General features: G+C 38.6%; 24 protein-coding genes, 1 pseudogene and 1 riboswitch. Of the genes and pseudogenes, 19 read left to right on the forward strand and 6 right to left on the reverse strand.

The features are described from left to right. Nucleotides 1–167 precede the first annotated feature (167 nt). From MKX65_RS04470 to MKX65_RS04520, 11 genes are all read left to right on the forward strand, one after another. Nucleotides 168–1145, forward strand: coding sequence for a sugar ABC transporter substrate-binding protein (locus MKX65_RS04470; protein ID WP_340902578.1), 978 nt, complete (start codon nucleotides 168–170; stop codon nucleotides 1143–1145). Beyond that, nucleotides 1142–2584 (forward strand): sensor histidine kinase, encoded by a 1443-nt coding sequence (locus MKX65_RS04475; protein ID WP_340902579.1) that lies wholly within the window; start codon nucleotides 1142–1144, stop codon nucleotides 2582–2584. The genes MKX65_RS04470 and MKX65_RS04475 overlap by 4 nt, the downstream gene beginning before the upstream one ends. Next, nucleotides 2581–4116 carry a response regulator gene (locus tag MKX65_RS04480; RefSeq protein WP_340902582.1) on the forward strand — a complete coding sequence of 512 codons (1536 nt, stop codon included), beginning with the start codon at nucleotides 2581–2583 and terminating at the stop codon, nucleotides 4114–4116. The genes MKX65_RS04475 and MKX65_RS04480 overlap by 4 nt, the downstream gene beginning before the upstream one ends. Before the next feature lie 26 nt (nucleotides 4117–4142). Continuing rightward, a complete protein-coding gene (gene xylF / locus MKX65_RS04485) occupies nucleotides 4143–5234 on the forward strand; it encodes a D-xylose ABC transporter substrate-binding protein (RefSeq protein WP_340902584.1) in 1092 nt (363 codons plus the stop codon). 49 nt (nucleotides 5235–5283) lie between these two features. Then, on the forward strand, nucleotides 5284–5568 hold the full coding sequence (locus MKX65_RS04490; RefSeq protein ID WP_340902586.1) for a putative quinol monooxygenase: 285 nt from the start codon (nucleotides 5284–5286) through the stop codon (nucleotides 5566–5568). 232 nt (nucleotides 5569–5800) lie between these two features. Next, nucleotides 5801–6148, forward strand: a complete 348-nt coding sequence (locus MKX65_RS04495) for an ArsR family transcriptional regulator (protein WP_160547388.1) — start codon at nucleotides 5801–5803, stop codon at nucleotides 6146–6148. An 11-nt stretch (nucleotides 6149–6159) separates the two neighbouring features. After that, nucleotides 6160–7125: a TIGR03571 family LLM class oxidoreductase gene (locus tag MKX65_RS04500; protein ID WP_340902587.1), complete on the forward strand. Its 966-nt coding sequence runs from the start codon at nucleotides 6160–6162 to the stop codon at nucleotides 7123–7125. A gap of 37 nt (nucleotides 7126–7162) precedes the next feature. Continuing rightward, the gene (locus tag MKX65_RS04505; protein WP_340902588.1) at nucleotides 7163–8185 is read left to right on the forward strand and encodes an LLM class flavin-dependent oxidoreductase; all 1023 of its coding nucleotides are present in this window, start codon (nucleotides 7163–7165) and stop codon (nucleotides 8183–8185) included. A 205-nt stretch (nucleotides 8186–8390) separates the two neighbouring features. After that, nucleotides 8391–8903 (forward strand): type 1 glutamine amidotransferase domain-containing protein, encoded by a 513-nt coding sequence (locus tag MKX65_RS04510; RefSeq protein WP_340902589.1) that lies wholly within the window; start codon nucleotides 8391–8393, stop codon nucleotides 8901–8903. Nucleotides 8904–8988: 85 nt separating this feature from the next. Beyond that, complete coding sequence (locus tag MKX65_RS04515; protein ID WP_160547365.1) at nucleotides 8989–9705, forward strand: SDR family oxidoreductase; 717 nt, start codon at nucleotides 8989–8991, stop codon at nucleotides 9703–9705. Nucleotides 9706–9879: 174 nt separating this feature from the next. Further along, entirely contained in the window at nucleotides 9880–10779 is a 900-nt protein-coding gene (locus MKX65_RS04520; protein ID WP_340902590.1) for an aldo/keto reductase, read from the forward strand. A gap of 212 nt (nucleotides 10780–10991) precedes the next feature. Here MKX65_RS04520 and MKX65_RS04525 read toward each other — a convergent pair whose 3' ends face one another. After that, nucleotides 10992–12089, reverse strand: coding sequence for an L-dopachrome tautomerase-related protein (locus MKX65_RS04525; protein ID WP_340902593.1), 1098 nt, complete (start codon nucleotides 12087–12089; stop codon nucleotides 10992–10994). Nucleotides 12090–12363: 274 nt separating this feature from the next. On the opposite strand from MKX65_RS04525, the gene MKX65_RS04530 reads away from it, so the two are divergent. The 3 genes from MKX65_RS04530 to MKX65_RS04540 all read left to right on the forward strand — a co-directional run bounded on the left by MKX65_RS04530 (nucleotide 12364) and on the right by MKX65_RS04540 (nucleotide 16338). After that, nucleotides 12364–12846 carry a hypothetical protein gene (locus tag MKX65_RS04530; protein WP_340902594.1) on the forward strand — a complete coding sequence of 161 codons (483 nt, stop codon included), beginning with the start codon at nucleotides 12364–12366 and terminating at the stop codon, nucleotides 12844–12846. 410 nt (nucleotides 12847–13256) lie between these two features. Further along, nucleotides 13257–13333: riboswitch (glycine riboswitch) on the forward strand. A gap of 162 nt (nucleotides 13334–13495) precedes the next feature. Further along, nucleotides 13496–14842 carry an amino acid permease gene (locus MKX65_RS04535; RefSeq protein WP_340902595.1) on the forward strand — a complete coding sequence of 449 codons (1347 nt, stop codon included), beginning with the start codon at nucleotides 13496–13498 and terminating at the stop codon, nucleotides 14840–14842. A gap of 317 nt (nucleotides 14843–15159) precedes the next feature. Beyond that, nucleotides 15160–16338 (forward strand): SLC45 family MFS transporter, encoded by a 1179-nt coding sequence (locus MKX65_RS04540; protein WP_340902596.1) that lies wholly within the window; start codon nucleotides 15160–15162, stop codon nucleotides 16336–16338. A 34-nt stretch (nucleotides 16339–16372) separates the two neighbouring features. Here MKX65_RS04540 and MKX65_RS04545 read toward each other — a convergent pair whose 3' ends face one another. After that, nucleotides 16373–17515, reverse strand: a complete 1143-nt coding sequence (locus tag MKX65_RS04545; RefSeq protein WP_340902597.1) for an NADH-dependent flavin oxidoreductase — start codon at nucleotides 17513–17515, stop codon at nucleotides 16373–16375. A 304-nt stretch (nucleotides 17516–17819) separates the two neighbouring features. Between MKX65_RS04545 and MKX65_RS04550 the strand changes: the two genes are divergently transcribed. Further along, nucleotides 17820–19046 carry an L-lactate MFS transporter gene (locus MKX65_RS04550; RefSeq protein ID WP_340902599.1) on the forward strand — a complete coding sequence of 409 codons (1227 nt, stop codon included), beginning with the start codon at nucleotides 17820–17822 and terminating at the stop codon, nucleotides 19044–19046. 56 nt (nucleotides 19047–19102) lie between these two features. Here MKX65_RS04550 and MKX65_RS27030 read toward each other — a convergent pair whose 3' ends face one another. After that, the gene (locus tag MKX65_RS27030) at nucleotides 19103–19708 is read right to left on the reverse strand and encodes a YesL family protein (RefSeq protein WP_445677904.1); all 606 of its coding nucleotides are present in this window, start codon (nucleotides 19706–19708) and stop codon (nucleotides 19103–19105) included. Nucleotides 19709–19812: 104 nt separating this feature from the next. Here MKX65_RS27030 and MKX65_RS04555 point away from each other — a divergent pair, with 104 nt between their 5' ends. Beyond that, on the forward strand, nucleotides 19813–20508 hold the full coding sequence (locus MKX65_RS04555) for an HAD family hydrolase (RefSeq protein WP_340902601.1): 696 nt from the start codon (nucleotides 19813–19815) through the stop codon (nucleotides 20506–20508). Nucleotides 20509–20573: 65 nt separating this feature from the next. On the opposite strand, the pseudogene MKX65_RS04560 reads toward MKX65_RS04555, so the two are convergent. After that, a pseudogene (locus MKX65_RS04560) lies at nucleotides 20574–20786 on the reverse strand (substrate-binding domain-containing protein); the annotation flags it as partial. Between the two features lie 287 nt (nucleotides 20787–21073). On the opposite strand from MKX65_RS04560, the gene MKX65_RS04565 reads away from it, so the two are divergent. Continuing rightward, entirely contained in the window at nucleotides 21074–22891 is a 1818-nt protein-coding gene (locus tag MKX65_RS04565) for a LysM peptidoglycan-binding domain-containing protein (protein ID WP_340902602.1), read from the forward strand. A gap of 58 nt (nucleotides 22892–22949) precedes the next feature. Here MKX65_RS04565 and MKX65_RS04570 read toward each other — a convergent pair whose 3' ends face one another. Both MKX65_RS04570 and MKX65_RS04575 read right to left on the reverse strand, forming a co-directional pair. Beyond that, nucleotides 22950–23702: a LysM peptidoglycan-binding and 3D domain-containing protein gene (locus MKX65_RS04570; protein ID WP_340902603.1), complete on the reverse strand. Its 753-nt coding sequence runs from the start codon at nucleotides 23700–23702 to the stop codon at nucleotides 22950–22952. A 558-nt stretch (nucleotides 23703–24260) separates the two neighbouring features. Continuing rightward, a complete protein-coding gene (locus MKX65_RS04575; protein WP_160547391.1) occupies nucleotides 24261–24755 on the reverse strand; it encodes a L,D-transpeptidase family protein in 495 nt (164 codons plus the stop codon). 241 nt (nucleotides 24756–24996) lie between these two features. Between MKX65_RS04575 and MKX65_RS04580 the strand changes: the two genes are divergently transcribed. Both MKX65_RS04580 and MKX65_RS04585 read left to right on the forward strand, forming a co-directional pair. Next, the gene (locus tag MKX65_RS04580; RefSeq protein ID WP_160547374.1) at nucleotides 24997–25932 is read left to right on the forward strand and encodes a phosphodiester glycosidase family protein; all 936 of its coding nucleotides are present in this window, start codon (nucleotides 24997–24999) and stop codon (nucleotides 25930–25932) included. Between the two features lie 14 nt (nucleotides 25933–25946). Then, nucleotides 25947–26957 (forward strand): bifunctional glycosyltransferase family 2/GtrA family protein, encoded by a 1011-nt coding sequence (locus tag MKX65_RS04585; RefSeq protein WP_340902605.1) that lies wholly within the window; start codon nucleotides 25947–25949, stop codon nucleotides 26955–26957. The last annotated feature ends 7 nt before the right edge of the window (nucleotides 26958–26964 follow it).

Raw genomic sequence — 26964 nt, forward strand, 5'->3', positions numbered from 1 at the left:
GAAGAGGGATTACAATAGGTAGTCCCTCTCTCTTTCTATTTCTGACAGAAAGTCTCCGCTTCTTCCCTCAATAAAAAAGCTGAAAATTCCAACTAAATATATTGAAGAATGGCAAGTAGATGATATGATGAGAGTAGTTTACTATAAGTGGAAGGGGGATCAGTCATTTGCGAAAAACTAGTATATTATTACTATCCCTTACTTTCATTATCCTTTGCTATTTTACTTTTGTATCAGCAAAAAAAGTTTTTCGCTCAGATTGGCAGTTATCTCAAGAAATCAATCATAATGTAGATCAGCACCGTTTGGTATTAATTACTCAAGATATGGAAACATCCTTCTGGGATCAGGTAGAGAGTGGCGCTCGAAAGCAAGCCTTGAAGGAAGGGGCAAGTCTAGAGGTTTGGGGTAGCTATGGAAACAATCAGGAGGACTTTTTAGAGAAGATCGAAATCGCACTTTATTCAAAAGTAGATGGGATCATTGTACAAGGTTTAGATAACGAAGATTTTAAAGATCTAACAAAAATAAAGGCATCGTTCTATGGTATTCCTATCATTACTGTCGCAAATGATGTTCCAATGTCAGAGAGCTTTAGAAGAACTTTTGTTGGTTCTGATCAGTATCAAGCGGGCCGAATGCTTGCAAATGAACTAACGAAAGAAATGGGTACTTCTGGAACCGTCGTGTTAATGTATGATAGTGAGCATGAATATTACCAGTCACAGAGATTAAGTGGAATACAAGATGTGTTAAATGTGTATCCAAATATTAAAACGGTTCTTGCTCAAACTTCGGAAACAAGAGAACAAGTTCTTACCACCACTCAAGATGTGATGAATCGTAATCCAGATGTGGATGCATTTATAGCAGTTAATGCGAATTTTTCTGCGGGCATGGTTCAGGAAATTGGAAAGCGTTCTCAAGTAGAGCCCTATTTCATTTATTCGTTTGACGATGGTCCCGAAACGTTAACTCTTCTAAAGGAAGAAAAGCTAGACGGAATCGTTAAGCAATCCCCAGAGATGATGGGGGAAATTAGCGTTCAATTGATTATGCAGTGGTTAAATGGTGAAACGGTACCTCTCAATATAGACGGGTATTTTACAGATATTCATTTCTTGAAAGCGGTAGACGTCCAATGAACAGTATTCAGAAGAAAATTCTTACATTAACAACAGTAGTTCTTGTGATTATGTCCGTGATTTGGGTAGCGCTTACATATTATAATCATAAAACACAAAATCAATATAATGAGATTCTTCAACGATATCTTAGTCTGAACGAGGTAACGAGTGCAAGCCAACAACTAATCACCGATCTCAATAACTATATGCTCAAGCCTACCTCTGAAAATCTAGATCTGCTCGAGCATAGCAAAGAAGAATTAATAGGAGCGAAACTAGATGTGGATACGTTAAGGAACCCAGAGAACCATTTCACTTTGTCCAATTATATTAACCTGATTGATAGTCTTCAAGAAACAACAGACAGGTTTCTACTCTATTATTCTGAAAAAGATACGGAGGCCTCCACGAAGGAATTTACGGAGGCGATGAATATTTCCAATTATATTTCTGAGATGACTCTGACCTTACTGGATAAAGAATTAAAGACCCATGACAAGTTTTATCGAAGCATCATCGAACGATCTGGAGAGGTAATCAAACTTGGCATGTGGTTGTTGTTGCTAATTACCTTTGTACTTATTTTCATTACGTATTGGTTTTCATTGGGTATTACGAGACCTGTGCTCAAGTTAACTCAAGCAGCCAACGAACTATCCAATGGAAAATTTGATGTTGAAATAAAAGTGGAGACAAATGATGAGATTGCCTTTCTTGCTCGAACCTTTGACCGAATGCGTAACAATATTAATAACCTAATCTCGGAAATTAAAAATAAGGCACAGCTAGAACGGGAACTTCAAGAGAATAAGATTTTATTACAAGAAAGTCAATTTCGAAGTCTTCAGAGCCAGATCAATCCGCACTTTTTATTTAATACTCTCAATACACTATCAAAGAAGGCGTATTTAGAGGGATCTGAAGAAACTAGTGATCTCCTAGTCAGTGTGGCAGGATTGCTTCGATATAATTTAAAACAAATTGATCGATCGGTGACTTTGTATGAAGAGGTTGCTGTATTAAAACAATATATGGATATTCAAAAAGCAAGGTTTACTGAGCGTCTGAAATTAATCTTGGAAGTTGATGAAGACTGCCTATTTGTGCGTATTCCAGCTCTTACTCTTCAACCGATTATTGAAAATGCAGTGATTCATGCCATTGAACCTCGAGAAGAAGGTGGTACGATCTGGTTCCGAGTAAAAGATGGAGAAGACATGATTACCATTGAAATTGAAGACGATGGAAAAGGAATGGACCAAGAGAAAATTCAGCAAATTCTAGAAGAGAACACGATGGAAACGGAAGGCCATTCTACAGGAATTGGATTCAGCAATGTTGTAAAACGACTGCGTTTATTTTACGGGTATGATCATGTGATTGATATCTTTAGTGATAAGGGAAATGGGACGAAGGTGGCATTATATATTCGGAAAGAAGGGGTGAAAAAAGGATGATCAAGCTCCTAATCGTTGATGACGAACAAATAGAAAGGGAAGGCATGCAAGCCATTTTAGAAAAAACCTACCCTGAACATATAATCCAACAAGCGAAAAATGGGAAAAGGGCTATTCAAATGGCTACAGAGTTTCAACCTGATGTGATATTTATGGATATCAAGATGCCTGGTATGAACGGACTTGAGGCAGTAGAACAGATCAGTGCGAATCATCCACATATCAAATTTATTATGGTGACAGCGTACGACACTTTTGATTATATGCGTCACGCCATTAAACTTGGAGTGAAGGATTATTTGCTCAAGCCGAGTAAAGCAAGTGATATTGTAGTAACGGTAGGCAAGGTTCTGAAACAGATTGAAGAAGAACGAAAAACTCTTGCACTAAGTCAGTATCAACAAAGTGCACTACAAAAAACACTTTCACTCGTTGAAACAGATGTGGTAACACAATTATTGTTTGATCACGTTCATGAAGTCCACGTAGATATGCTTGTAGAGATGCTTGATATTCGATCGACAAATGAAATGTTTGTTATGCTTGTTCTGATTCCCACAGGGTCAGAGCATGAATATTCCAAAGTAAAAGAAAAAGTTAGACAAACAAAGAGTGGATGGGTCGGAGCCCTCTACGGAAATCAGCTCCCCATTATTGTTTTCAGACAGCCAGATAAATCCTACCGTTCTCAAGCTACATCGCTTGCACGAGAGATCCTTTCCCTTTCTCATGCACAACACGGAACAGGATGGTTTATTGGTGTTGGTGAGGTATGTTATTCACTAGAGCATATCAGGCAATCGTATCAAGATGCACTTGTTGCAACAATGGATACAACGCTCCCAATGAAGTACCGTTTCTATAAGGATATATCCCTTTCAGGAGATTCAAGTCATGGACAGATTGCTCCGCACCAGAAAAAAGAATTCTTGGATCAAATACGCCTTGGAAACTGGAATTATATCCGGCTGAACGTGCTCAATATATTACAAGTATACGAGAATGATGAAACAGAATTGTTGCAAGCTCAACAACGGATGTTAGAAGTACTATGGATCGTATCTCGTGTTTTAAGTGAAGTGGGAGTAGAAACAGATAGTCCCTTATATCCTTCACAAGCTAGTGACTACCGTCAACTGAGATTAGAAACGATACAAATACTAGAGCGGATGCGACAGTCGTACGTCAATCATTACGAAAAATTAGAATCAGATACGATTCAACAGATCAAACAATACATTATTGATCATTCCCATGAGGATATATCATTAGATGCCCTAGCAAAGAAAGTAGGGCTCAGCCCCATATATATAAGTAAGATGTTTAAAGAAAAGCTTGGAATTAACTATATCGACTTTCTAACAGAGTGTAGGATTGAGAAAGCAAAGAAATTAATGTGTGATCCTGAGAAAAGTATAAAGGAAATTACCTTTGAAGTTGGTTATCATGACCCAAATTACTTCAGTAAGGTGTTTAAAAAAATGGTTGCGGTTTCACCAAATAAATACCGAAAGACGCTTCTTGGTATTTAGTTTAGTCGGAAAAGGAGAGGGAGCAAATGGATCGGGGATTTTCCAATGCTAGATTGATTATGTTCACACTCACGCTAATCTTTTTTACATCTGCTTGTGAGAATGCAGCTGAAACTAGAGCAACGACAGACCCTTCTGCAGTTGAAAAAAACCATTCTCCTGGTCAACCATCAGAGGAGGGAAAAATCAAAATTGGATTTTCTATGGATACATTAGAGGAAGAACGGTGGTTAAGAGATCGAGCCCTTTTTAAAGAAGCGGTTGAAAATTTAGGCGCTGAAGTAGAGATAATGGCTGCGAATGAAGATGATGCCAAACAAATTTTACAAGCAGAAACACTAATCAGCCAAGGAGTTGACCTATTGGTTGTTGTACCCAACAATGCAGAAGCAACAGCAGCTATTGTGAATAAAGCGCATCTAGCAGGAATAAAAGTCATTTCATATGACAGGCTAGTAAAAAATGCGGATATTGACATGTACATTTCCTTTGATAACGAGCAAGTGGGTGAGCTTCAAGCAAAGGCCATTACGGAGTTAGTACCAAAGGGGAGATATGTATTAATAGGAGGTGCTAGTACAGATTATAATGCTCATTTGTTGAAAAAAGGGGTGTTTAACGTACTACAGCCATACATAGACAGAGGGGACATTACAATCGTTTATGACCAATGGACTGATAATTGGACTCCAACAAATGCTTATAAGAACATGGAAGTAGCTTTAAAAGCTAATAATAATCACATTGACGCAGTCATAGCTGCTAATGACGCAACAGCAGGCGGTGCAATTGCAGCTCTCGAAGCCCATGGACTGGCAGGGAAAATACCTGTAAGTGGTCAAGATGCAGAGCTTGCAGCTGCCCAGCGCATTGTGGTTGGAACACAACACTTGACTATTTATAAGCCCTTGAACATGCTAGCAGAGAAGGCCGCTGAACTAGCGGTTAAGATGGCAAAAGGGGAAAGTATAGTTGCTGATAGAAAGATAAACAATGGGAAAATCGAAGTTCCTTCAGTTCTACTAGCGCCCATTGCGGTTGATAGGCATAATATAGATGAAACGATTATCAGAGATCACTTTCACTCGAGGGAAGATGTTTATATGGTAGATCAATAAAGGAAAGGGCCCTGTCACCTAAAACTACTCATTATTAAGGGGGATGAAAATGGAGCATATTGTAATTACTGCTGTATTAAAACCAAAAGAAGGCCTGCAGGGGCAACTATTATCAGAACTCAAAAAGGTACAAGTGGCATCAAGGGAAGAGGCAGGTTGTATAAAGTATGACTTGCACCAATCTGAAGACCAAACTTTCGTTTTATATGAAGTGTGGAAGGATGAGGATGCGCTGGAAAACCATATTCAGTCGGCTCATTATCAGGAATACAGGAACAATATTGCAGACTTTATATCAAATAGAGAAGTGTATAAGCTGAAAATAATGGAATAAGTTCAAAGATTTGAGTGGCGGAACCGTCGAAAAAACCTGTTATTTGCAGGTTTTTTAGTGGTCTTTTTAAGATGGGAGCTTTTCGCCGTATCTCCTTCGAAACAAATCATTTGATTTCGAAGGACCAGATGTCTAATATATAAATATCGGGAATTGCCGATTTGATATGATGTTTTCAGATCATCTATCCATCTTCCATTGGGATAGTGATAATCGATATAGAAAGAGGCAAATGACATTGAAGCAGGAATTGGAACGCTTAAATGATGAACAAGCCGTTGAAATTTTTAAGGCATTGTCGAACCAGACGAGGGTGAGCATTCTTCAAATGTTAAAAGATCCTCACAGTCATTTTTCACCGCAAGCCCATATTATTGCTGATGAAGGATTTGAAGGCGGGGTTTGCGTAGGGGATATCCGAAGCAAGGCGGGGATTTCGCAATCCACTACTTCACAGTATTTATCGATTCTGCTGCAAAGCGGACTTGTTGAAATAAAGCGAATCGGACAATGGACGTATTATCGCCGTAATGAGGAGACGATTAAAAAGTTCGAAAAATACATTGGTACAAAAATTTAAGGAGAATTGAAGTGAGTTTATTACAGCATCGAGCATATAACAGGTTGTACCAAAAGGATAAAATGACGCTTGGTTTCGCGATTCCGACGGCAAGGATGTCCAAATATCCGATTATGGAAAATCAGCTGTCGCTTGCCCGCAAAATTGAAGACCATGGTTTCGCGGCATTGTGGCTTCGGGACGTTACGATTCAGAATTTGAATATTGATGATAATGGTCAAATGTATGATTTATGGATTTATTTGACCTATCTTGCGGCGCATACCAAGGATATTGCACTCGGGACGGCTAGTGTGGTCCTCCCTCTGCGCCATTCTGTCAGAGTTGCAAAGGAAGCATCATCTATTGACCGGTTGTTTCCCGAACGGCTGATCATGGGAGTGGCTTCAGGAGACCGGGATAAAGATTTCACAGCTTTGGGAATTTCCAAGCTCGAAAGTGGAGGGCTGTTTAAAAAGAATTATACATTCCTTGAACGGCTGTTAAAGGAGGACAGTCCGACAATCAACAGCGATTTAGGCGTCATCGATGGAACGGATATGAGAATGATTCCCAAACCTTTTTCTTCGATTCCGACTATGGTGACAGGATTCAGCAATCAATCGATTGAATGGATCGCCCAGAATGGGGACGGCTGGATCCAGTACCCGAGGATTATCCCACAACAAACTCAATTGATTAATGAGTATCGCGAGTTGTCGGAAATTCACGCCCCAGGAGTGTTTAAGCCTTTTACTCAGACTTTATTTATCGATTTATCGGAAAATCCCGATTCGTTTCCTGTTCCGATTCCGTTAGGATTTCGTGTAGGGCGCAAACAGTTATTAGAAATTCTATATCAATTTCAATCCATTGGTGTCAATCACCTGGCATTTGTATTGTATTTTTCAAAGCGCCCTCCCGAGGAAGTCATCCAGGAGCTTGGAGAGTTTGTGTTGCCTTACTTTCCGACTCATGATGTTCCAGTATTAGATTAGTTTTTAAAAAAATTAGATAAGGGAAGAAGATGAACTTATGTCTAAACATGCAAATAAACTAAACGAAATTCCATTCTCGGTGCTTGATCTTTCACCGATAACAACCGGAAGTACTCCTGCTGACTCTTTCCTCCATACATTGGAACTCGCACAGCTTGCTGAAAAACTTGGTTACAACCGTTTTTGGCTCGCAGAACATCATAATATGCCGTTTATCGCCAGTTCCGCCACTTCTGTGGTGATGTCCCATGTGGCAGCCGGTACATCAAAAATCAGGATTGGTTCAGGAGGAATCATGCTGCCGAATCACGCACCGCTCGTCATCGCTGAGCAGTTTGGCACTCTTGAATCCTTATATCCTGGGCGAATTGACCTTGGTCTGGGGCGGGCACCCGGTACAGACCAGGGGACCGCTCGTGCATTGAGACGCGACTGGGGAAGTACCGGAGATGACTTTCCTGAGCAATTAGCGGAACTCCGAGGTTACTTTGATCCATCCTTGGCCCAAGGAAACCCTATAAAAGCGATTCCAGGTGAAGGGTTGAATATTCCAATCTGGCTGCTGGGTTCAAGCGGCTTCAGTGCGCAGCTGGCCGGGGAACTGGGTTTGCCATTCGCGTTTGCCTCCCATTTCTCGCCACTTAACACTCTGGGTGCACTACAGATCTATCGCAAGGCGTTTAAGCCTTCGAATGTTCTCGATAAGCCGTATGCCATGGTGGCCTTGAATATCATTGCAGCAGAAACAGATAAAGAGGCAAAACTCCTTTTCACAACCCTGCAGCAGCAATTTTTGAATCTGATGAGCGGCAACCTTACACAGCTTCAACCACCGGTAGATGACATATCCGAAGTGGCCAGCAGCTACCAATTAAAGGCTCTTGAGCAGCAATTAGGCACATCGATTGTTGGCAGCCAGCAGACGATAAAGGACAAGCTGCATACATTTTTGAAGGAGAGCCAGGCTGATGAAATCATGGCCATTGCCCAAGTTTACGACCACAAAGCTCGCCTTCGTTCATACGAGCTTCTGGCAGAAATTACAAAAAGCGAAAGGTAAAAAGGAGGACATCAGCATTTGACATCAAGAATTCTTCCAAAGGGCATCACCATCATTAAACACGTGGCAGAGCGATACTAAATGTTTTTATACCTTTATATATCTAGCAGTATCATATACTAAACACGGTAGATTACTTGTATTTATTGTGTTAAATGAGAATAATACCCACGATGCTTTTACAAATTTAAGGGGGCTTATCATTATGAGCAAAAAAATCGCTACACTAATAACAGACTTATTTGAAGATGTAGAATTCACAGAACCAGCACAAGCATTTAAAGATGCTGGTCATCAAGTGATCACAATCGACATACAGGCTGGAAAAGATATTACTGGTAAAAAAGGTGAAACAGTAAAAATAGATAAAGGAATTGGGGAAGTTAATCCTCAAGACTTTGATGCTTTACTCATCCCTGGCGGCTTCTCTCCTGATTTATTACGTGAAGATGATCGTTTTGGTGAATTCGCAAAAGCATTTATACAAGAAGGTAAACCTGTTTTTGCCATTTGCCATGGCCCACAAGTATTAATTGATACAGACCTATTAAAAGGCGTCGACATAACAGGTTTCAAATCAATAAGGAACGATCTCAAAAATGCAGGTGCTAACTACAAAGATGAAGAAGTTGTAGTAAGCAATAATATTGTAACAAGCCGTTTTCCGGATGACATTCCTGCCTTTAATCGTGAATCCTTAAAATTATTAGCTGAATAATAGGTATTGAATAGTATCGTTTTAGAAATAAATTTCACAATAAATGATCAATACAAAAAAGATTTTAAGAAGGAAGGGTTTTACTATGTCATTAAATGGTAAACGAGTAGTTGTTTTAGGGGGTACTTCTGGTATTGGTTTAGCAACTGCCAAAGCGTTTCTAGATCAATCTGCTCAAGTGATCATTGCCAGCCGTTCTGTTTCCAAATTAAATGAAGCAAAACAAGTTCTTGGTGGAAGTGTAGAAGGAATTGAAATCGATTTTCGAAGCGAAGAAAAAGTAGCAGAATTTTTCAGTAAGGTTGGAAAATTTGACCACCTTGTGGTAACAGCAGGAGAAGGTGCGATGGGGCACTTTAGCGAACTGCCTGTGGCAAGTGCTAAAGAGGCATTTGATAGTAAGTTCTGGGGGCAATATATTACTGTCCGTTCAGCACTTCCATATTTAAGCAATGAGAGCTCAATCACCTTAACCTCTGGTGTATATGGCGTTCGTCCTCCTCAAGGCGCTACTACGTTAGCGGCAATCAATTCAGCCATTGAAGGATTGGTTCGAGGACTTTCCGTAGACCTAGCCCCTATTAGGGTAAACGTGGTTTCACCTGGAATTGTAGACACTCCAATCTATGCTGGAATGTCAGATGATCAGAGGCAAGCACTGTTCAACGGCATTGCACAACAGCTCCCTGTTGGACGGATTGCAAAGCCGGAAGACATAGCTGAAACCTATGTATACCTTGCTAAGAACGGTTTTACTACTGGGACGGCTGTTCTTATTGATGGTGGAGCTCACTTAGTATAATCGCCTAAATCGATGTTGAAAGGAAGCTTACCACCTTACCAAGCAGCAGTTCTAACTAAAATAGAAATAAGGTAAGAATTAAGTGATTTACTGGTGGCAATACTGCAATAGAGTATTGCCGCCTTTTTTGTTCATTAGTTACATAAAAGATACAAAAGGAAGTGTTGGTTTTTAATGAGTGTACAGGATGAAAATCAATTAACAAAAATAAAAAATTCCCTTGAGAGTCGTGTAGTTACATTGCCTGATGGAACTTCTCTGCCAAGAATAGGACAAGGAACTTGGTACATGGGAGAAAATCCTCAAATGAGAGATAGGGAAATCAAAGCTTTACAACTCGGTATAGAATTAGGCATGAAACTAATAGATACGGCGGAAATGTATGGTAATGGCGATTCTGAACGCTTAGTAGGTGAAGCAATTAAGGGACGTAGAGATGACGTCTTTTTAGTATCAAAGGTGTATCCTCATCATGCAGGATTAGATATGATAGCCAAAGCGTGTGAAAACAGTCTAAAAAGGCTGGGAACCGATCATCTTGATTTGTACCTTTTACACTGGCGAGGACGTGTGCCATTAGCAGAAACCATTGAAGGAATGGAAAAGCTACGCAAGGAAGGAAAAATAGTAAGGTGGGGAGTCTCCAATTTTGATACCGATGATATGAAAGAGTTATGGAACACCACTAACGGAAAAAATTGTATGACTAATCAAGTGTTATATCATCTTGGTTCAAGGGGGATAGATTATGATCTCTTACCATGGCAGCGAGAACATCACATGCCTATTATGGCATATAGCCCGCTAGCTCAAGGAGGTTCATTAAGAAGACAATTGTTAACGGATCCAACCATTAAAGAGATTGCAGAAAAATACGCTGTACAACCCTTACAAATCGCTCTCGCATGGACAATCCGTTCTAACGATTGTCTAGCTATTCCAAAAGCTGTTCAAGAAGAACATGTACTAGCAAATGCGAAAGCTACTATAATTGAATTAACAAAAGAGGATTTAAATAGACTTGATGAGGTATTTCCGCAACCGACTAGAAAAATGCCTTTGGACATTATATAGAAATTTTAGAGGATAGACAAAGAAGAGGGGATTGTATATGTTAACAGAGGTATTGGAAGATTTACTCCAGATGCAGCCTCTTGTATGAAAATTAGCTTTTTAGGAACAGCTTAACATTGACAAATAAAACTGTTCCTAAAAACATTTTTTCTGAAATAAAACCGATTAAACCACACCTTGACGTAATGTAAAAATTATTCAACTATTTTTTATTACGAAAAGGTAGAAGCAGGGAATTCATCAATTTTCATACGAAGTAAACTATAAGGTTTCTGTCGCAGGTCTTTTCCATAATGAAACCTTGCCTGCCGGTGTAATTGGTTCACAATAACATATAAGTATTGATCCGGCCCAATTGAAAACGTATCTGGCCATAAAATTCTCGGATCATGAGCGATTGTTTCCATTATGCCATTCGGCAATATCTTTCGAATACTGTTGTTTTCATAGTCTCCGGCATAAATGGTTCCTTTTGCCCCAGTGATCATTCCATCAGACGCACCTTTTTCTCCCCAGTACTCCACCTGATAAGGTAGTTCTATGTCGGGTATCGTTCTGTCTCTTAGAGCTTCTGTTGAGATCGAATACAAATGCCGACTGGTAAGTGGACAGTAAAATAAAATCTTTCCATCGGGAGAAATCGCTATACCATCAGACGCCAATTTAAATGGAGATGTGGATCCATCTTTGTTTCGGTTCATCAAAATTTCACCTTCTACTTTCGGCAAAAAATAAGGGTCGGGTGAAGTTGAATTAGCTCCATTTAACCGTCTAAACGCCTTTCCATTTTCTAAATCTACAACGATAATAGCTCCTGGTCCTTTGGAAGATGAATCCGTTATATAGGCATAACCGGCTTTTCCAACACGAAAATCGAATCGGACATCATTCAGATAAGTTGTTGGAAGGACAACATCTTCTGTAAAGGTATATACTTTTCTTATTGTATTGGTTTTTAAATCAACAGCGACTAATTTTGCCCCTCCTTTAATTGGTTCAGAAAAATTCGGTGCCGCTGTATCTAATACCCAAAGTGTTCCTCTTCCATCCGCAACTACACTTTGGACACTGATAAAAGACATTGTGATATTACCCTGATAACCCAAATTGGTTTCTAAACTAGGATAAGGCTGCAAAGTATCCCCAACAATTTCCGCAACAGTGAATTTAACGTCGTCTCCCCATTTCGGAAAGCAAATGAAAATACGACCGGTTTCTGATACGCTAACACCTGTCGGCATAGCTCCATAAAATTCATAGACTAGTTCTAACTTACCGAAATATTTTTCCATAGGTAACATAGGCTTCATGATGTCCTCCTCAAAAATTTCGCACGGGATATCACCTATATATGATTTAAAATATTTTTAGTGCCTGGTTCATAATGGGCTAAAATTTTTACATATAGTAGATAAGAATGATGAATACGGACATGATGCTAAAATACTGAATAATAATTTCTAATGGATTAGCACTCCTGTTTCACCACAGAGTAGATTTGATAAAAGGATTAAAAAAGGAAGTATGATCTATGTGTAAAAAGATGGAAAATAGGGAAGTTTAATAAATAAAAAGGAATAAGATATGATAGGACTTTTTATTGCCATTATTACTTTTAATTTTATTGCCTTTAAAACAGTGAAAAGATTCACTACAAACCAAATTGTGCATATATGGATCTTTACAATTGCTTTTCAGTGTATTTTTGATCTAATTGTTGAATTTAAATATCATGCCTATTGGTATTTTGATAAGCAGGTCGATTGGTTAGGGATGCTTGCTCATACAGTACTTATTCCTCCAGTTAATATGATGTTTCTGAATTGGTTTCCTTTTTATCAATCGGTTTGGAAAAAATTCATTTATATGTTCTTCTGGGTGATTGGAATATTAATTTATGAAACCTTAACCCTGCTGCCTGAACCTTGGGGATATTTCCACTATGGTTGGTGGAGGATTTGGCATGCAGCCATTGTGGACCCGATTTTACTCCTTATATTGTTAGGATACTATAAATGGATTTGTAAATTAGAAATGCAACTATTAGAAAATACCATTCAAAAGTAAAATGCTCTTTTTGAGGGCATTTTTTTTAAGGTTTTCTTAAGGTTCGTCTTTAATAATTACTGAAGTTTACGGCAAAGGATATCCAAAAGGATTAAAGGGGGAGGAAAAATACCGTTAGAAGCTCGTATTATGGCAGTGGCTGATGCCTTTTTAAAAAGGATTGGTAAAACAAATACGAATCTATATCCAAGCAAGAAACTGATCGATCGAATTATCAAAAGGTCGGTTCATAGTGTGTAAAAATAAGATTGATCATCATCTCACAAAAATATTCTTGACCAACGAAAAGAATACTGCTAAAATTACAAATTATCGTAGAATAATAGCTTGAGAGTTTGTTGAAAAAACAAATCTCAGCTGTAAATAATTTAATCAAGCAAGCTATGAATGTTATGGGTCAAACTATAACAGGAGCGGCTTCTGGAGAGATCGCGTATTGCGACGCCGAAGGGTTCACAATCTCAGGCAAAAGGACAGAAGAGTAAAGATACTATTTGGTATGAATGAAAGAGTAAGTAAGTTCTCTTTTTATCATTTAACCATGTGTATTTGTTATTCTGACGTTTTAAGAGATTGGAGGGAACTCCAGTCTCTTTTTTTATGGCTATTATTACTACAATAACAATTGAAAAAAACGGAGGAATATCAAGTGGCACAGCATGAATTAAAAAGGGAACTGAAAAATCGACATGTACAGCTAATCGCAATTGGTGGAACGATTGGTACAGGATTGTTTTTAGGTTCAGGAAAAGCAATTTCATTAGCAGGTCCCTCTATCATCTTAGCTTATTTAATCGTAGGGATAGCAACCTTTTTTGTTATGAGAGCATTAGGGGAGCTTTTGTTATCGAATGCGGGTTATCAATCCTTTACCGATTTTGCAGTCGACTATATTGGACCATGGGCAGGCTTTGTGACAGGATGGACATACTGGTTCTGTTGGATTATGACGGCGATGGCCGATATTATTGCAGTAGGAATGTATGTGCAGTATTGGTTTGACATCCCACAATGGGTACCAGCGCTTATCTGTTTAATCATTTTATTAGGGTTGAATCTTTTAACAGTAAAGCTTTTTGGAGAATTAGAATTTTGGTTTGCGATTATTAAGGTTATCACCATTCTTGCTTTAATTGTGATTGGAGTGGTTTTACTTGTAATTGGATTTAAAACAGACGCAGGAACGGTTTCGATACAAAATTTATGGCAACACGGAGGGTTTTTCCCGAATGGAATTAGCGGCTTTTTATTTTCTTTCCAAATGGTCGTATTTGCTTTTGTTGGAGTAGAGTTGGTTGGTGTATCAGCTGCAGAAACAGCAAATCCAAAGAAAAATATTCCTTCAGCCATTAATAAAATTCCATTAAGAATTCTATTCTTTTATGTGGGTGCTTTAATTGTCCTGCTTAGTATAAATCCATGGAACCAATTGAATGCAGATACAAGTCCCTTTGTTAAGACCTTTACTTTAGTTGGTATTCCCGTTGCGGCCGGGATCATTAACTTTGTCGTATTAACTTCTGCTGCCTCTGCTAGTAATAGTGGATTATTTTCTACCAGTCGAATTATGTTTAACTTAGGACGTCAAAACGGTGGAAGAGGTATGCTTGCAAAGTTAAACAAAAATGCAGTGCCAAGTAATGCATTATTCATTTCAACGGTCATTGTTTCGGTCGGGACACTATTGAGTAAACTGATCCCTGAGCAAGCCTTTGGAATTGTAACGACCATTAGTGCAATTTGTTTCATTTGGGTGTGGAGCATAATTTTAATCTCTCATATTAGATATAAGAAAACTCGTCCAGATCTACATCAAAAATCAATATTTAAAGCTCCATTAACACCTTTTATTAACTATGTCGTACTAGCTCTTTTTGCCTTTATTTTGCTCGTAATGCTAATTTCAGAATCCACACGTGCAGCATTATTGTTAACACCATTATGGTTTGTTTTGTTATTTGGTTTGTATTTCTTTAAAAGAAAGAAATCGGTGTAATAGTGTAAGACACTTTGTCAGGAGAGGCAAGGTGTTTTCTTTTTTTTAGGCTCTTTTCTAAAACATTGTTGCTATAAACACACCTTTAGGAAATTAACTATATGTTTAGACAGCAATCAAAATTTTTTCATCCTTAGAAAAGAGCTACTCTTCAAATAGACCAATAAACCCAGCGTTATACCAAAAACAACAATCTTTACGAAACCAGCCTTTTTTTATATATAAAAGTAGAACAAGCAATTGTTCATAAAACTCAACATAGGATAATAGCATTATGTTCTCTAAAAAGATTTTCTTGAAGGTGTAGGGGGGGCACGATGAAAAAGACATGGTTGTTAGGCTTTGGGTTTTTTAGCATTAGTATCGGTTGGTCGCTGTATAACGGATTTGTACCATTTTTTCTTGAAAATTATTTAGCGAGCACGGCACTGATTGGTTTTTTAATGACCATTGATAACTATATTGCTTTATTTTTACAGCCTTATATTGGGCAACGCAGTGATCGGACGAATACAACCTATGGCAGACGAATGCCTTACTTACTTGTGGGAATCCCTCTAGCTGCTTTGTTTTTTGCACTAATTCCATTTCACAATAGTCTTTTAACTTTAATTATTTTTATGTTGTGCATGAACCTGTCGATGGCTATATTTAGATCTCCAACCATCGCTCTCATGCCAGATATCACACCAGAATACCAGCGAACAAAAGCAAATGGAATTATTAATTTTATGGGTGGCGTTGGTGCCATATTGGCATTTAGTGTGGGCTCTTATTTGTTTAGTGTGAATGAATCCACGCCTTTTTTAGCTGTTAGCGTCATATTTTTGGTAGCATTATGGGTTTTGTACAAAAACATTATTGAAAGACGGGATGCCCTCTTCTATTCAGTTACAACTGCACCGAAGCTCAGCTATAAAAGTGAGTTAAATCGTCCAACGATCATTTTATTAGCGGCAATCTTTTTCTGGTTTATTGCGATACAAGGGATGGAAGCCTTGTTTACTTTATACGGAGTAAGTGAACTAGGCTTAACCAAAACCGCATCTGCCTTTTCATTAGCCTTCTTTTCATTAAGCTTTGTTTTGTCGGCCATTCCTTCGGGGTTGCTGGGGGCTAAGTATGGAAAGAAAAGAATGATTATCATAGGAATAATGGGTTTGATTTTTGTGTTTTTATTGTTAACTACTGTTCAAACCGTTCTATTTCTTCGGATCCTTTTATTCGCGGGTGGAGTTTTTTGGGCCTGTATTAATATTAATGCTTATCCATATATTGTCTCGACAGGTAGCGAACATAGTTATGGAACTAGAACGGGTTTATATTATTTAGTTTCTTCGCTGTCGGCCATTATTTCACCACCCATATTAGGGGTCTTTATTGATCTCTTTGGTTTTGGAATTTTGTTTTATGCTGCTGCGGGAAGTATGGTGGTTGCGTTGGTTTGTATGTTGAAAGTGAAGAAGTCGGATAAACATATTGGTTTTGAAAGATAAGAGCTCTTGAACAAGTCAAGAGCTCTTTAATAAATTACACACCTGGAAACCAACCAGGGCTATTGATAATGGCATTCCATAGAGGGTCAGGAATAACTAATTCCTTCTGCTTCTCTTTGTTTATTTTTGTTACAATCTCATTCTCTCTGTTTTCAGAGATTTTTTGAACCCAGTCTGGATCAATGATTAGTTCTCTTCCTAAGGCGAGAAGAGGAACCCCCGTCGCAAACGCTTTACGTGCATCTTCAGCTGTGTAAATAGAACCTACTCCAATCAAAGGAACACGATCATTTATGGTTTCTAGTAAATACTCAATTCTACTCTTAGAGAGATCTTCTACTCCTCTATGTGGGGTGGAAAAGAAATCCATTAATGATACATGTAGATAATGAAGGTCTTTATCAGCTAAGGCGTCGATTAATTTCAAGGTGTCACCCATTGTAATTCCTGGCGTTTCAGGTTCCTCAGGGGAAAAACGATATCCTATTAAAAAGGGAGATTGTGCACTTTCTCGGACAACACGTTTTACCTCATTTACAACTTCCAGAGGAAAAGTCATCCGTTTTTCCAAACTGCCACCGAACCGGTCTTCTCTTCGATTGGAATGAGGGGAAAAGAATTGCTGTATTAAATAACCGTTTGCTCCATGAATCTCAACCCCATCAAACCCGGCTTCAATCGCTCGACGGGTAGTTTCACCAAACGCTTTGATCATTTCTTGAACTTCTTCTTCTGTTAAGGCTCGGGGATTTATATTTGGTTCTTCTGTGGAGACACCGCCTCTTTCAGCGGGAATATCACTGGCACTTACAATTTCACCGTTTGGAACAAGCTCGGGAGGACACATTCTTCCTCCGTGAAAGATTTGGAGGATCGCTTTTGCTCCTTGCTGCTGTATAGCCTCGGCTATACGGCGTAAACTAGGAATCATTTCATCGCGATCTCCACCAAACTCTCCGTGAAATCCCTTCCCATTTGCTGTTACATATGTACAGGCAGTAATAACCATGCTAACTCCTGCTGAGCGTCTCGCGTAATAATAAACTTCAGCATCCGTCACTGTGCCGTCTGGATTGGAAGAGAAATTGGTCATTGGTGCCATGACCATTCGGTTTTTTAATGTGATTCCATTCGAAAAACGAAAGGGGGACAACAAGTCTTCATTTTTTACACTCATATAAGAATTCCTCCTAAGTTTTGTACTTTACTATACTCACCTACAAATAACATTTTATGTTTACCTGTTATTTATTTTCTTGACCGATCATAAACAGACATTTATAATTAGTAAAAATCATGATAGCTCTTCTTAATGTCCTGGAGACAAGGGGAAGGGAAATCATTTGTAATTATTAATTTTGTTTGGTTGCTTATGTAAACACAGTGTATGTGAGTATAGAAGAGACCAGCGATGATGAATTTTTATCACCGCTGGTCTCTTTTTTATTGGGCAATTTTCTAAACTGAAGGAGGTTTTTTATTTGAATCGTTGGTTAGTGGTGTTGGGGGCCGTTCTCATTCAAATTAATTTAGGGGCGGTGTATGCTTGGAGTCTTTTTAATCAGCCGCTTATCGATAAGTTTGGTTGGGCTAGGGAAGATGTGGTTGTTACTTTTTCGATCACGATTGTTGTTTTTGCATTTGCAACCATTTTTGCTGGTAGACTGCAAGATCATATTGGACCGAGGTGGGTCGCAACAATTGGAGGTTTATTGCTAGGGATTGGATTGCTGCTATCAAGTCAAGCAACTTCCCTATTACAGCTCTATTTCTTCTATGGTGTTATCGGAGGAATTGGGATTGGAATGACCTACGTTTGTCCACTATCCGCATGTGTAAAGTGGTTTCCTGATAAAAGAGGATTTATAAGTGGTGTAGCTGTCGCAGGATTTGGACTAGGTGGTCTGATTTACAAACCATTGATTGGATATCTTATTGAATTATCAGGAGTTTCTTCAACTTTTATGTATTTAGGAATCATATATTTATTGTTTGTTATTGCTGGGGCACAGTTGCTCAAAAATCCAACAGAGGAGCAGGTAGTAAAGTATCAACCTAAACAACAAACATCTATTAATCAGGTAAAAACATTTGTAGATACGAGCAATCAGTTTACACCTAAACAAATGCTTCGAACTCAACAGTTTTATTTATTATGGTTCATGTTTTTATTTGGTAGTGTTTCTGGTTTAATGGTGATTAGTTTTGCTGTCGACATCGGAGTTGAGATGGCAAATCTAGAACTTGAACAAGCAGGAAATGCGGTTATGGTGATTGCCCTGTTTAATGCGGCAGGACGTATTGTATGGGGAAAACTATCCGATCGTTTTGGACGGAAATCTACATTAATCACCATTTATGGCTTAACAGCCGGAATGATGTTTTATATGAGTACAGGAATGATGAACTATGCTCTGTTTTTAATGGCTGTTTCTTTAATTGGATTTTGCTTCGGTGGTTTTCTCGCTCTTTTCCCATCTGTTACTGCAGACTATTTTGGTGTACGAAACATGGGAAGTAACTACGGCTTTATGTATCAAGCCTACGGGTTATCTGCGTTTGTTGGGCCGATGGTTGTGAAGTCCCTTCCGTTTACCTCTGCTTTTTTACTAGCGGGTTGTATCTGTATTGTGGCAATTATTTTGGCAAGAGTGATTGAAGTACCAAAGATCATTCCTGGAGAAAGGCTTCTTGAAAGAGAAGCATAATATAAGGCAAAAAACCGAGTACTTCCCAAAATGTACTCGGTTTTTTTGCTATAAGATCATAAGGCTTTGACCTGTTCTTGAACTTTTTGTAAGACCCGATGACAAAGAAAGCTGATACAAAAAGCACAAACACTATAGATGAATAAAAAAGTAATTTGCCAAAAATAAAGGAGTAACCCTGTAGCCACCATACATATCAAGGACAAAAACGTGGTTGGTAAGAATCTTAGAGAAAAGAAAAATGAGTTTTTGACGAGATCGATTGTTTTCATTCGGTAGTGAGCAATCATCGGAAAAATATAAATCGTTGTTATTAATAATATAAATCCGATCAGTAAAAAGATAGAATAGAAGATAGGTTGTAAAGACCCGAGGCTATTCATTAAAGTAAAGTCTAAAAATAATAGACCGGAGAGCACTAACCAAATCAACCCAAGCACAAAGCTTTGTTTGAAGTTTTCTTTGAAAAATTTCATATACGAACGAAAGACACTATAGTCCTTGTGGATAATCCATTGTCGAGTGACACAGTACATTGCAACGGTCGCAGGGAAAATAGTGATAACTGGAAGACAAAAAATAAGCCATAAAATATTAAGTTGAAAAAAAGCGGTTACAATTTCTAGCATTCTAAAAAAAGCATTGTTTTCGTATTTCATCATTTTTTCACCAAGTTTCTTATTTTCTAGGATTATGATAAAAATAGCATATTCTTACCGATAAAAAAAGCTGGAATTTCTGTCACGTATTACGAGAGGAGAAGATTATGACGATTAAAGCACTATTTTTTGATTTGGACGATACCTTACATGACTCGCAATACCCTTTTGAAAAAACGGTAGAAGAACTGCTCCCGGAACTAGTTTCAGAATTAAATATGAATGAACTATCTATAAAGTTTAGAGAGGCAAGTGACTGGTTGTGGAAGGACTATGTGGCAGGGAACATGTCTCTTGTCGACCTTCGAACGAAGAGGATTATGTTAGCGTTAAAAAGGATGGATATAACGATCAATACTGAGATGGCTCAATTGTTTCAAAAGCAATACGAGTATAATCAGAGTCAGCTTAAGATGTTTCCGGAGGTACCCGATCTTCTAGGAAAACTGAAAAAGAAGGGTATTACCGTAGGAATGATCACAAACGGTCCGGTCGAGCATCAGCATAGTAAAATTTCTTCTTTAGGGCTGAAAAGTCATATTCCAAATGATCTTATTTTTGTATCTGATGGAGTGGGGGTGGCTAAGCCTAATCCAGATATCTTTCATCATGTGAGTAAACATGTAAATTTATTGCCTCATGAATTACTATACGTAGGTGATTCTTGGGAGAACGATATTGTTGGCTCATCGAAAGCGGGCTGGCATTCGCTTTGGTTTAACCATCGAAAAAAAGAGCCTGAAACCAACCATAAGCCTTTAGCAGTTATCCATAATCTATCAAGCATTTTGGATTACCTATAACAGAGCACCAACCCAACCTAATAAAGAAAGAACCCTGCGCCAATTACACGCAGGGTTCGTACCATCTAAATCAGACTAGTCTTTTTCAAGTCCATGGTTGAACTTCGCACGACAAGTTCAGGCTCATAAATCTTCGATTGAGGAACTTCTTTGTTTTCGACTGCGGATACAATCCATTTTGCTGCCTCAATCCCCATGTCCATTTTCGGATGGGTGACGGTGGTTAGCTTTACTTCTGTTGCTACTGCTAGGAGCGAGTCATCGTATCCTACAATATTTTTATACAAGGCTCTTTTCAACTTTGTTGCTTTTTGGAACATAGTTTTAACAATTGTGCTAAATTTCAGCAGAAAATAGCATGAATTTAATAAGAAAAGAGCCTGCAAATTAAATTTATAAGCGCAAAACAGCTATTTCCACGTTAAAATCGGTTTTTAGATTTTAACAACAATCTTTGCGAAACTCGCCTTATACAATCTTCTTCTATCTATATTAGATGAATCTTTACGGCTATTCATGAATAGCATATAGGCAGATAAAGCATTCGTTTAATGGAGGAGTGTTTATGCAATTTTTTTACACGGTCCGCCCTGGGGATACACTATTTCAAATTGCAAGTCGATGGAAGCTTTCTTATGAGTCACTTGCTGCGGCTAATAATCTATTGCCACCCTATACGATATATGTTGGTCAGCAACTGTCTATGCCACCAGGAGTAGATAGAGTTCGGGTAAATTCAGGTGATACCGTATTTAACATAGCTCAAACGTTTGGCGTGCCACAATCTGTGATTATACAAGCCAATCAGCTTCAGCCACCTTATACGATACAAGTGGGGCAACTACTGAAAGTACCTCCCGGAAACCCTTTCTATGTCGTTCAGCCTGGAGATACCTTATTTCAAATCGCAAACAGATACAACGTCACTACAAGGGGACAAAGTAATTATGAGCTGATTCGACAGGTGAACCAGCTTCCAAACTACAATCTTTCCCCGGGTATGCGATTAAGAATTCCGTATGCTCCACCTGGTGATCTTGGTATGATTGCGTATACTTCCAATCGGGGAGGTAGCTACGATCTATGGGTTTATCATCTTAGGAACGGACAAAATGCGCAGCTCACTAGTGGATTAGGAGAATCATATACTACTCCATTTTGGTCCCCCGATAGTACCAAGATTGCTTTTGTAGGAAGAAATGGTGTCTTGTTCATCCTTGATGCAGGGGATGGGAGCACCTCTCGGATTGACCAATTCACTGAAGGAGAAGGGATCTTTTTAGATTGGTCCCCAGACAGTCAGAGGCTTGCTTATGTAAAAGATAATCAAATCATCTTATATCGAGTGTCTACCCATCAGGTTCAACGAATAGAAGCAGTAAATGCGACGGATGTACAGTGGTTTCCGAATGGGAACGAACTCCTTTATCAAGCTCCTGATGAAAGCGGGGTTAGTCAGCTTTATCGTATAACTACGGATGGTACCGACAAACAACAAATGACTGAAAACGCGGGTGGAAGATTAAACAATGTTCGCTTATCCCCGAATGGTTTATACGTCTTATACACAAGTCCGGGGGTGAGTATTTCTATTATTTATACGATCTCACTTACAAGTGGACAGATTTTCGAGGTGAAGGGAGGCCCGCTCGCAAAAAATTATTTTCCAATATGGTCATCAGATTCTTCGACAATTGCTTATAGTGCGACAGCCTTTGAAGAGGTAGGCTATTTCTCATTGATTCGAACCACAGGCAGGAAAGGAGAGAATGATCGGACGAGAGCCATATCGTCTTGTTTCGCAACTCCTGTTACTTGGTCGCCAGAATCACCAAAATTAGCTTATCTCTCGGGTTGTAATGGAGAAGGAATAGGGAGAGAAATGTGGGTGCTAGATGTACGCCATCCTGTTCCGATAAAGATTGTAGAGGGAGGACAAATCACCTCCTTACAATGGTCACCTGTTCCCATTTCCTCTTTAAAAAAGACATTTACAAGTGATCGCTTTAACGTCCAATTTCAGTACCCGGCACACTGGAAGCAGGAGAGTGATGAAAGATATGAAGGCCCTGATGGATTTTTTCAAGTCGCTGCCATATCTTCCGAGGAACCTATCCACACGGTCTGTCAAAATGAAGCCTTCCACCAATTACTCCCGTACGGTACCAAACCACTTATCCTACAAACAAACATACAAACTCAGGAGGCTTGCTATATCTTTCCATCAGAAGATCAACCCGCTGAAATGGGAGGGCAAGCAGCACTAATTGTCAGATATCCACAACCAATTCAAATCGGAGACACCTTCTATCATTATTTTATTCTATGGGCAGACCAAAATCATTTATATGAAATTAGCTCAACACTTACTTTTTTACGATAGTGAGAGTCTTTTTAATCAAAAAATCCTCATCTTTACACCAGATGAGGATTTTTGATTTCTAGTTTAATATAGTTACCTTTAATTGTTTTACTCCAAAATTGATTGCATCCTGTTGAGAAGGAATAAAGACATCAATTTTATTTCCTTTTATGGCCCCGCCAGTATCTCCGGCGATCGCTTCACCGTATCCCTCCACATAAACTTTACTACCAAGTGGAATAATAGTAGGATCCACTGAAATAATTTTTGCATTTGGGTTTTCCTTTAGGTTAATTCCTGTAGCGGTAAAACCGGAACATCCTTCACATGAAGCTGTATAGGCAGTAGCTTCCATAATTAATTCCTTTGAAGCTGCTGTGTTTGTTGATGGAGCGCTTGCTGTGGAAGTACTTTCCTTTGACTCTTGTGGTTCAGGAATCACGGATTCTTCAGTTATAGCCGCCTTCGTAGTTTTTAAATCTTCATAGATTAATAGGTTTAATCCAGGGTGAATTAGATCACTATGTAATTGGTTCCAGTCTTTAATTTGTGAAACTGTTACTTCATGTTCTAAGGCTATATCCCATAAAGTGTCCCCTTGCTTAACGGTATAATTTTTATGTTGAGCAATGGTTAGAACATCCCCAGGGTAAATAAGGTCAGTAGTAAGATCATTCAACGTTTTAATATTTTCTACAGTTGTATTATTCACACGTGAAAGATTCCAAAGGGTATCTCCTTTCTGTACCGTAATCGTTGCAGCTTGTACATTTGCACTTATCGATACTGAGAGTACAGTAACTGCTACACCTGAAATCATTTTTTTAAGCATTTGTTACCCTCCATGTTCCTTGGTTTCTAATTTAAAATTATCGTAACATATATTTTTCTGAGAAAAAGAACAGGGAGGTGTTAATTCGATTACGGCTATGGCATTTTTATTACAATAGTATTTCTAATATTAGTTGAGTTGTTCTAGAGGAATTGGCAATTTAAGCACAATACTGCTAAGTTTAATGGTTTAAAAAAATAGAAAGTCTTATGCTTAATTGGGTAAACAACAGGACTAAAACAAGCGGAGATTCTCCGGTTAGACAGCAGAATATGGCTCGGATGGGTGTAAATAAGCGGAGAATTTCCGATTAAGGGAAGCAAAATTGTCCATTTTCCTGTTTTGTGAGTCGATAGTCGGAATTTCTTCGTCTATTTGAGCTTTTTATAGAGATTTTTTGAAGATAGGGGAAATTTCTCCGATTATTTATCAGCTCGTCGCAGATTCCCACATTTATTGAACAAACGGGTGCGTTAGTAAAACAAGAAAGGACATTACATGCCTTATAGGTGGTATGTAATGTCCTTTTTCATATTCTTTGGTACTCTGTTCCCAACATTATGGGTGAATGGTTACCGCCGTTCCGTTAGGGACAATCCTCGCTATTTCCTCTACATCTCTATTGTACATGCGAATGCAGCCTTTTGAGACCGCCTTTCCAATCGAGCTGGGATCATTCGTCCCATGAATTCCATAACTTTGCTTGGATAAGCTCATCCACATCGTCCCGAACGGTCCTCCGGGATTAGGTGCCTTATTTAGAATAATATAATTTCCTACCGGTGTTTCAAATAACATTCTTCCTACCGCAATAGGGTATTGTTTTTGAAGGGTACCATTTCTAAATAAACGGAGCTTGCGATTATTTATACTCACGTCAATTCGATAAGGACTGTTCTCTGGCGAAGGAACGCCTGGAATATTGATGGATTGTCCGGGATAAATGAGGTTTGGATTAATGGATGGATTAGCTCGGAGAATGGTCGCTAGCGGGGTACGATAATCCTTGGAAATTTGATTAAGGGTTTCACCTGCTTTAACTGTATGAATCAGAGGGAACACCTCCTAGGGAACTTTTTATTACATTCTATGTTAGTGGGGTAAAGTGATTCATATTTGGTTTCTTAATTTCATAAGACAATGGAAAAAGGGCTCATTCAGTAACACTGAATGGGCTTTTTTATTCCCATTTGTTTCTCCATTTCTTCCTTAATTGGACATAGTTACGCCGTATTTGCTGACTATAATTTGTCTAGATAAAGCTTTAGGAGAAACGAAGGAGGGTGTCTTCACCTTGAAAAAAAGAAAACGAATAGTAACCATTTCAATAGTTATTACTAGTGTTGCACTGATTCTATATTTATTAGCTGACCGCTATTTGATTGAGCATGTTGAGGTAGAAAATGCACTAGTCAGTTCCGAAACGACGAACTCAACAACCACATCAAGTGAAACTACTACAACTGTCGATGAGACCTACGAAACAGATGACTTGAGTTACACGAGTGATACCAAGTCAATTGAAATTGAGAAAGTAGTGACGGGTTCAGGAAGTGATCAGGTAGTGTACTACGTAGCGGATGTCCAGTTAACAGATTCAAGTAGTTTAAAATCAGGATTTGCCAATAACCAATTCGGCAATAATATTGTTCAAGTGACATCTGAAATTGCAAGTAATAATAACGCTATTTTAGCGATTAACGGCGATTATTATGGATTTCGTGAAGATGGGATAACGATACGGAATGGACAAATTTTTAGAGACAATCCAGCACGTACGGGGTTGGCCTTTTATGAGGATGGATCCATGAAAATCTATGAAGAGACAGAAACTTCTGCAGAGGAATTAATTGCAGAAGGAGTTACACAAACCTTCTCTTTTGGTCCTGCTCTCGTTGAAAATTCAGTAGCCATTGAAGATTTTGGAGATGTGAGTATTGATAAGAATTTTGGAAATCGTTCGATTGAGGATTCAAACCCGAGAACAGGGGTAGGTATTATATCTGAAAATCATTATGTGTTTGTCGTCGTTGATGGCAGAAGTGAAGGATATTCAAAGGGGTTAACCTTAGGCGAGTTTGCTCAAGTGTTTGAAGACTTAGGGGCTACGGAAGCCTATAACCTAGACGGTGGTGGTTCGTCAACCATGTACTTTATGGGAGAAGTCGTTAATAATCCACGAGGTACGGGAGAGGAACGTGGCGTAAGTGATATTATCTACATCCAGTAGGAGAGGTGAATTATATGATTATCGTCATTCCTGCTTATGAACCAAACGAGAAAATGCTTCAGTTGATAGAAGAAGTTCAAAAGAGCAGTAGCTACCAGATACTAATTGTAGATGACGGGAGTTCGGTGGAAGGTGAAGGCATTTTTGAACAGGCGGAACAAAGAGGGTGCATGGTTTTAACCCACGAGACAAATCAAGGGAAGGGAGCGGCCTTGAAAACTGCCTTTACTCATATTCACACACACTATCCAAATGAAGAGGGAATCGTGTGTGCCGATTGTGATGGTCAACATCGGTGGGAAGATATTCAGCGTGTAGCAAAAGAGTTAGCTGATCATCCTCAAACCATTGTATTAGGGGCTAGGGAATTTATAGGTGAAGTTCCACTAAAGAGTTTAATAGGAAATAAAGTAACTAGAACCATCTTCTCATTAGTTGCTGGATATAAAATAAACGATACCCAGACGGGACTTAGAGGATTTTCTGTCGATATGCTTCCATGGCTGATAGACATTAAAGGGAAACGGTATGAATATGAGATGAACCAATTGCTAGAAGCGAAATCAGCTGGTTATAAAGTTCACAGTCTGCCTATTCAAACGGTCTATGAAAATAACAATAAAGGAAGTCATTTTCGCCCTATCCTTGATTCTATCCGAATTTATCTTCCTATTTTAAAGTTTAGTTTATCTTCTGTTTCTTGTGGAGTCATTGATTTTATTTGTTTCTTCTTGTTGCATTGGCTCACGAACAATTTGTTATTCTCTGTTATCGGAGCGAGAGCAATCAGTTCCTTTATCAATTATATAATTAACAAAAATATTGTTTTTAATAGAAAGAAACAATCTCATAGAAAGCCAATCCTCAAGTACTATAGCTTAGCGGGATTCATATTAGTTAGTAACTATTTAATGATTTCTTTATTTAATGACACCGGTAAGCTCTCACTTTTTACAAGTAAGAGCTTTACGGAAGGAATTCTTTTTATGGTTAGCTATTATGTTCAGAAGAAATTTATTTTTTAAAGTCCTT

Origin of the sequence: Robertmurraya sp. FSL R5-0851 (assembly GCF_038002965.1) — a bacterium.
In the GTDB taxonomy this organism is placed as follows: domain Bacteria; phylum Bacillota; class Bacilli; order Bacillales; family Cytobacillaceae; genus Robertmurraya_A; species Robertmurraya_A beringensis.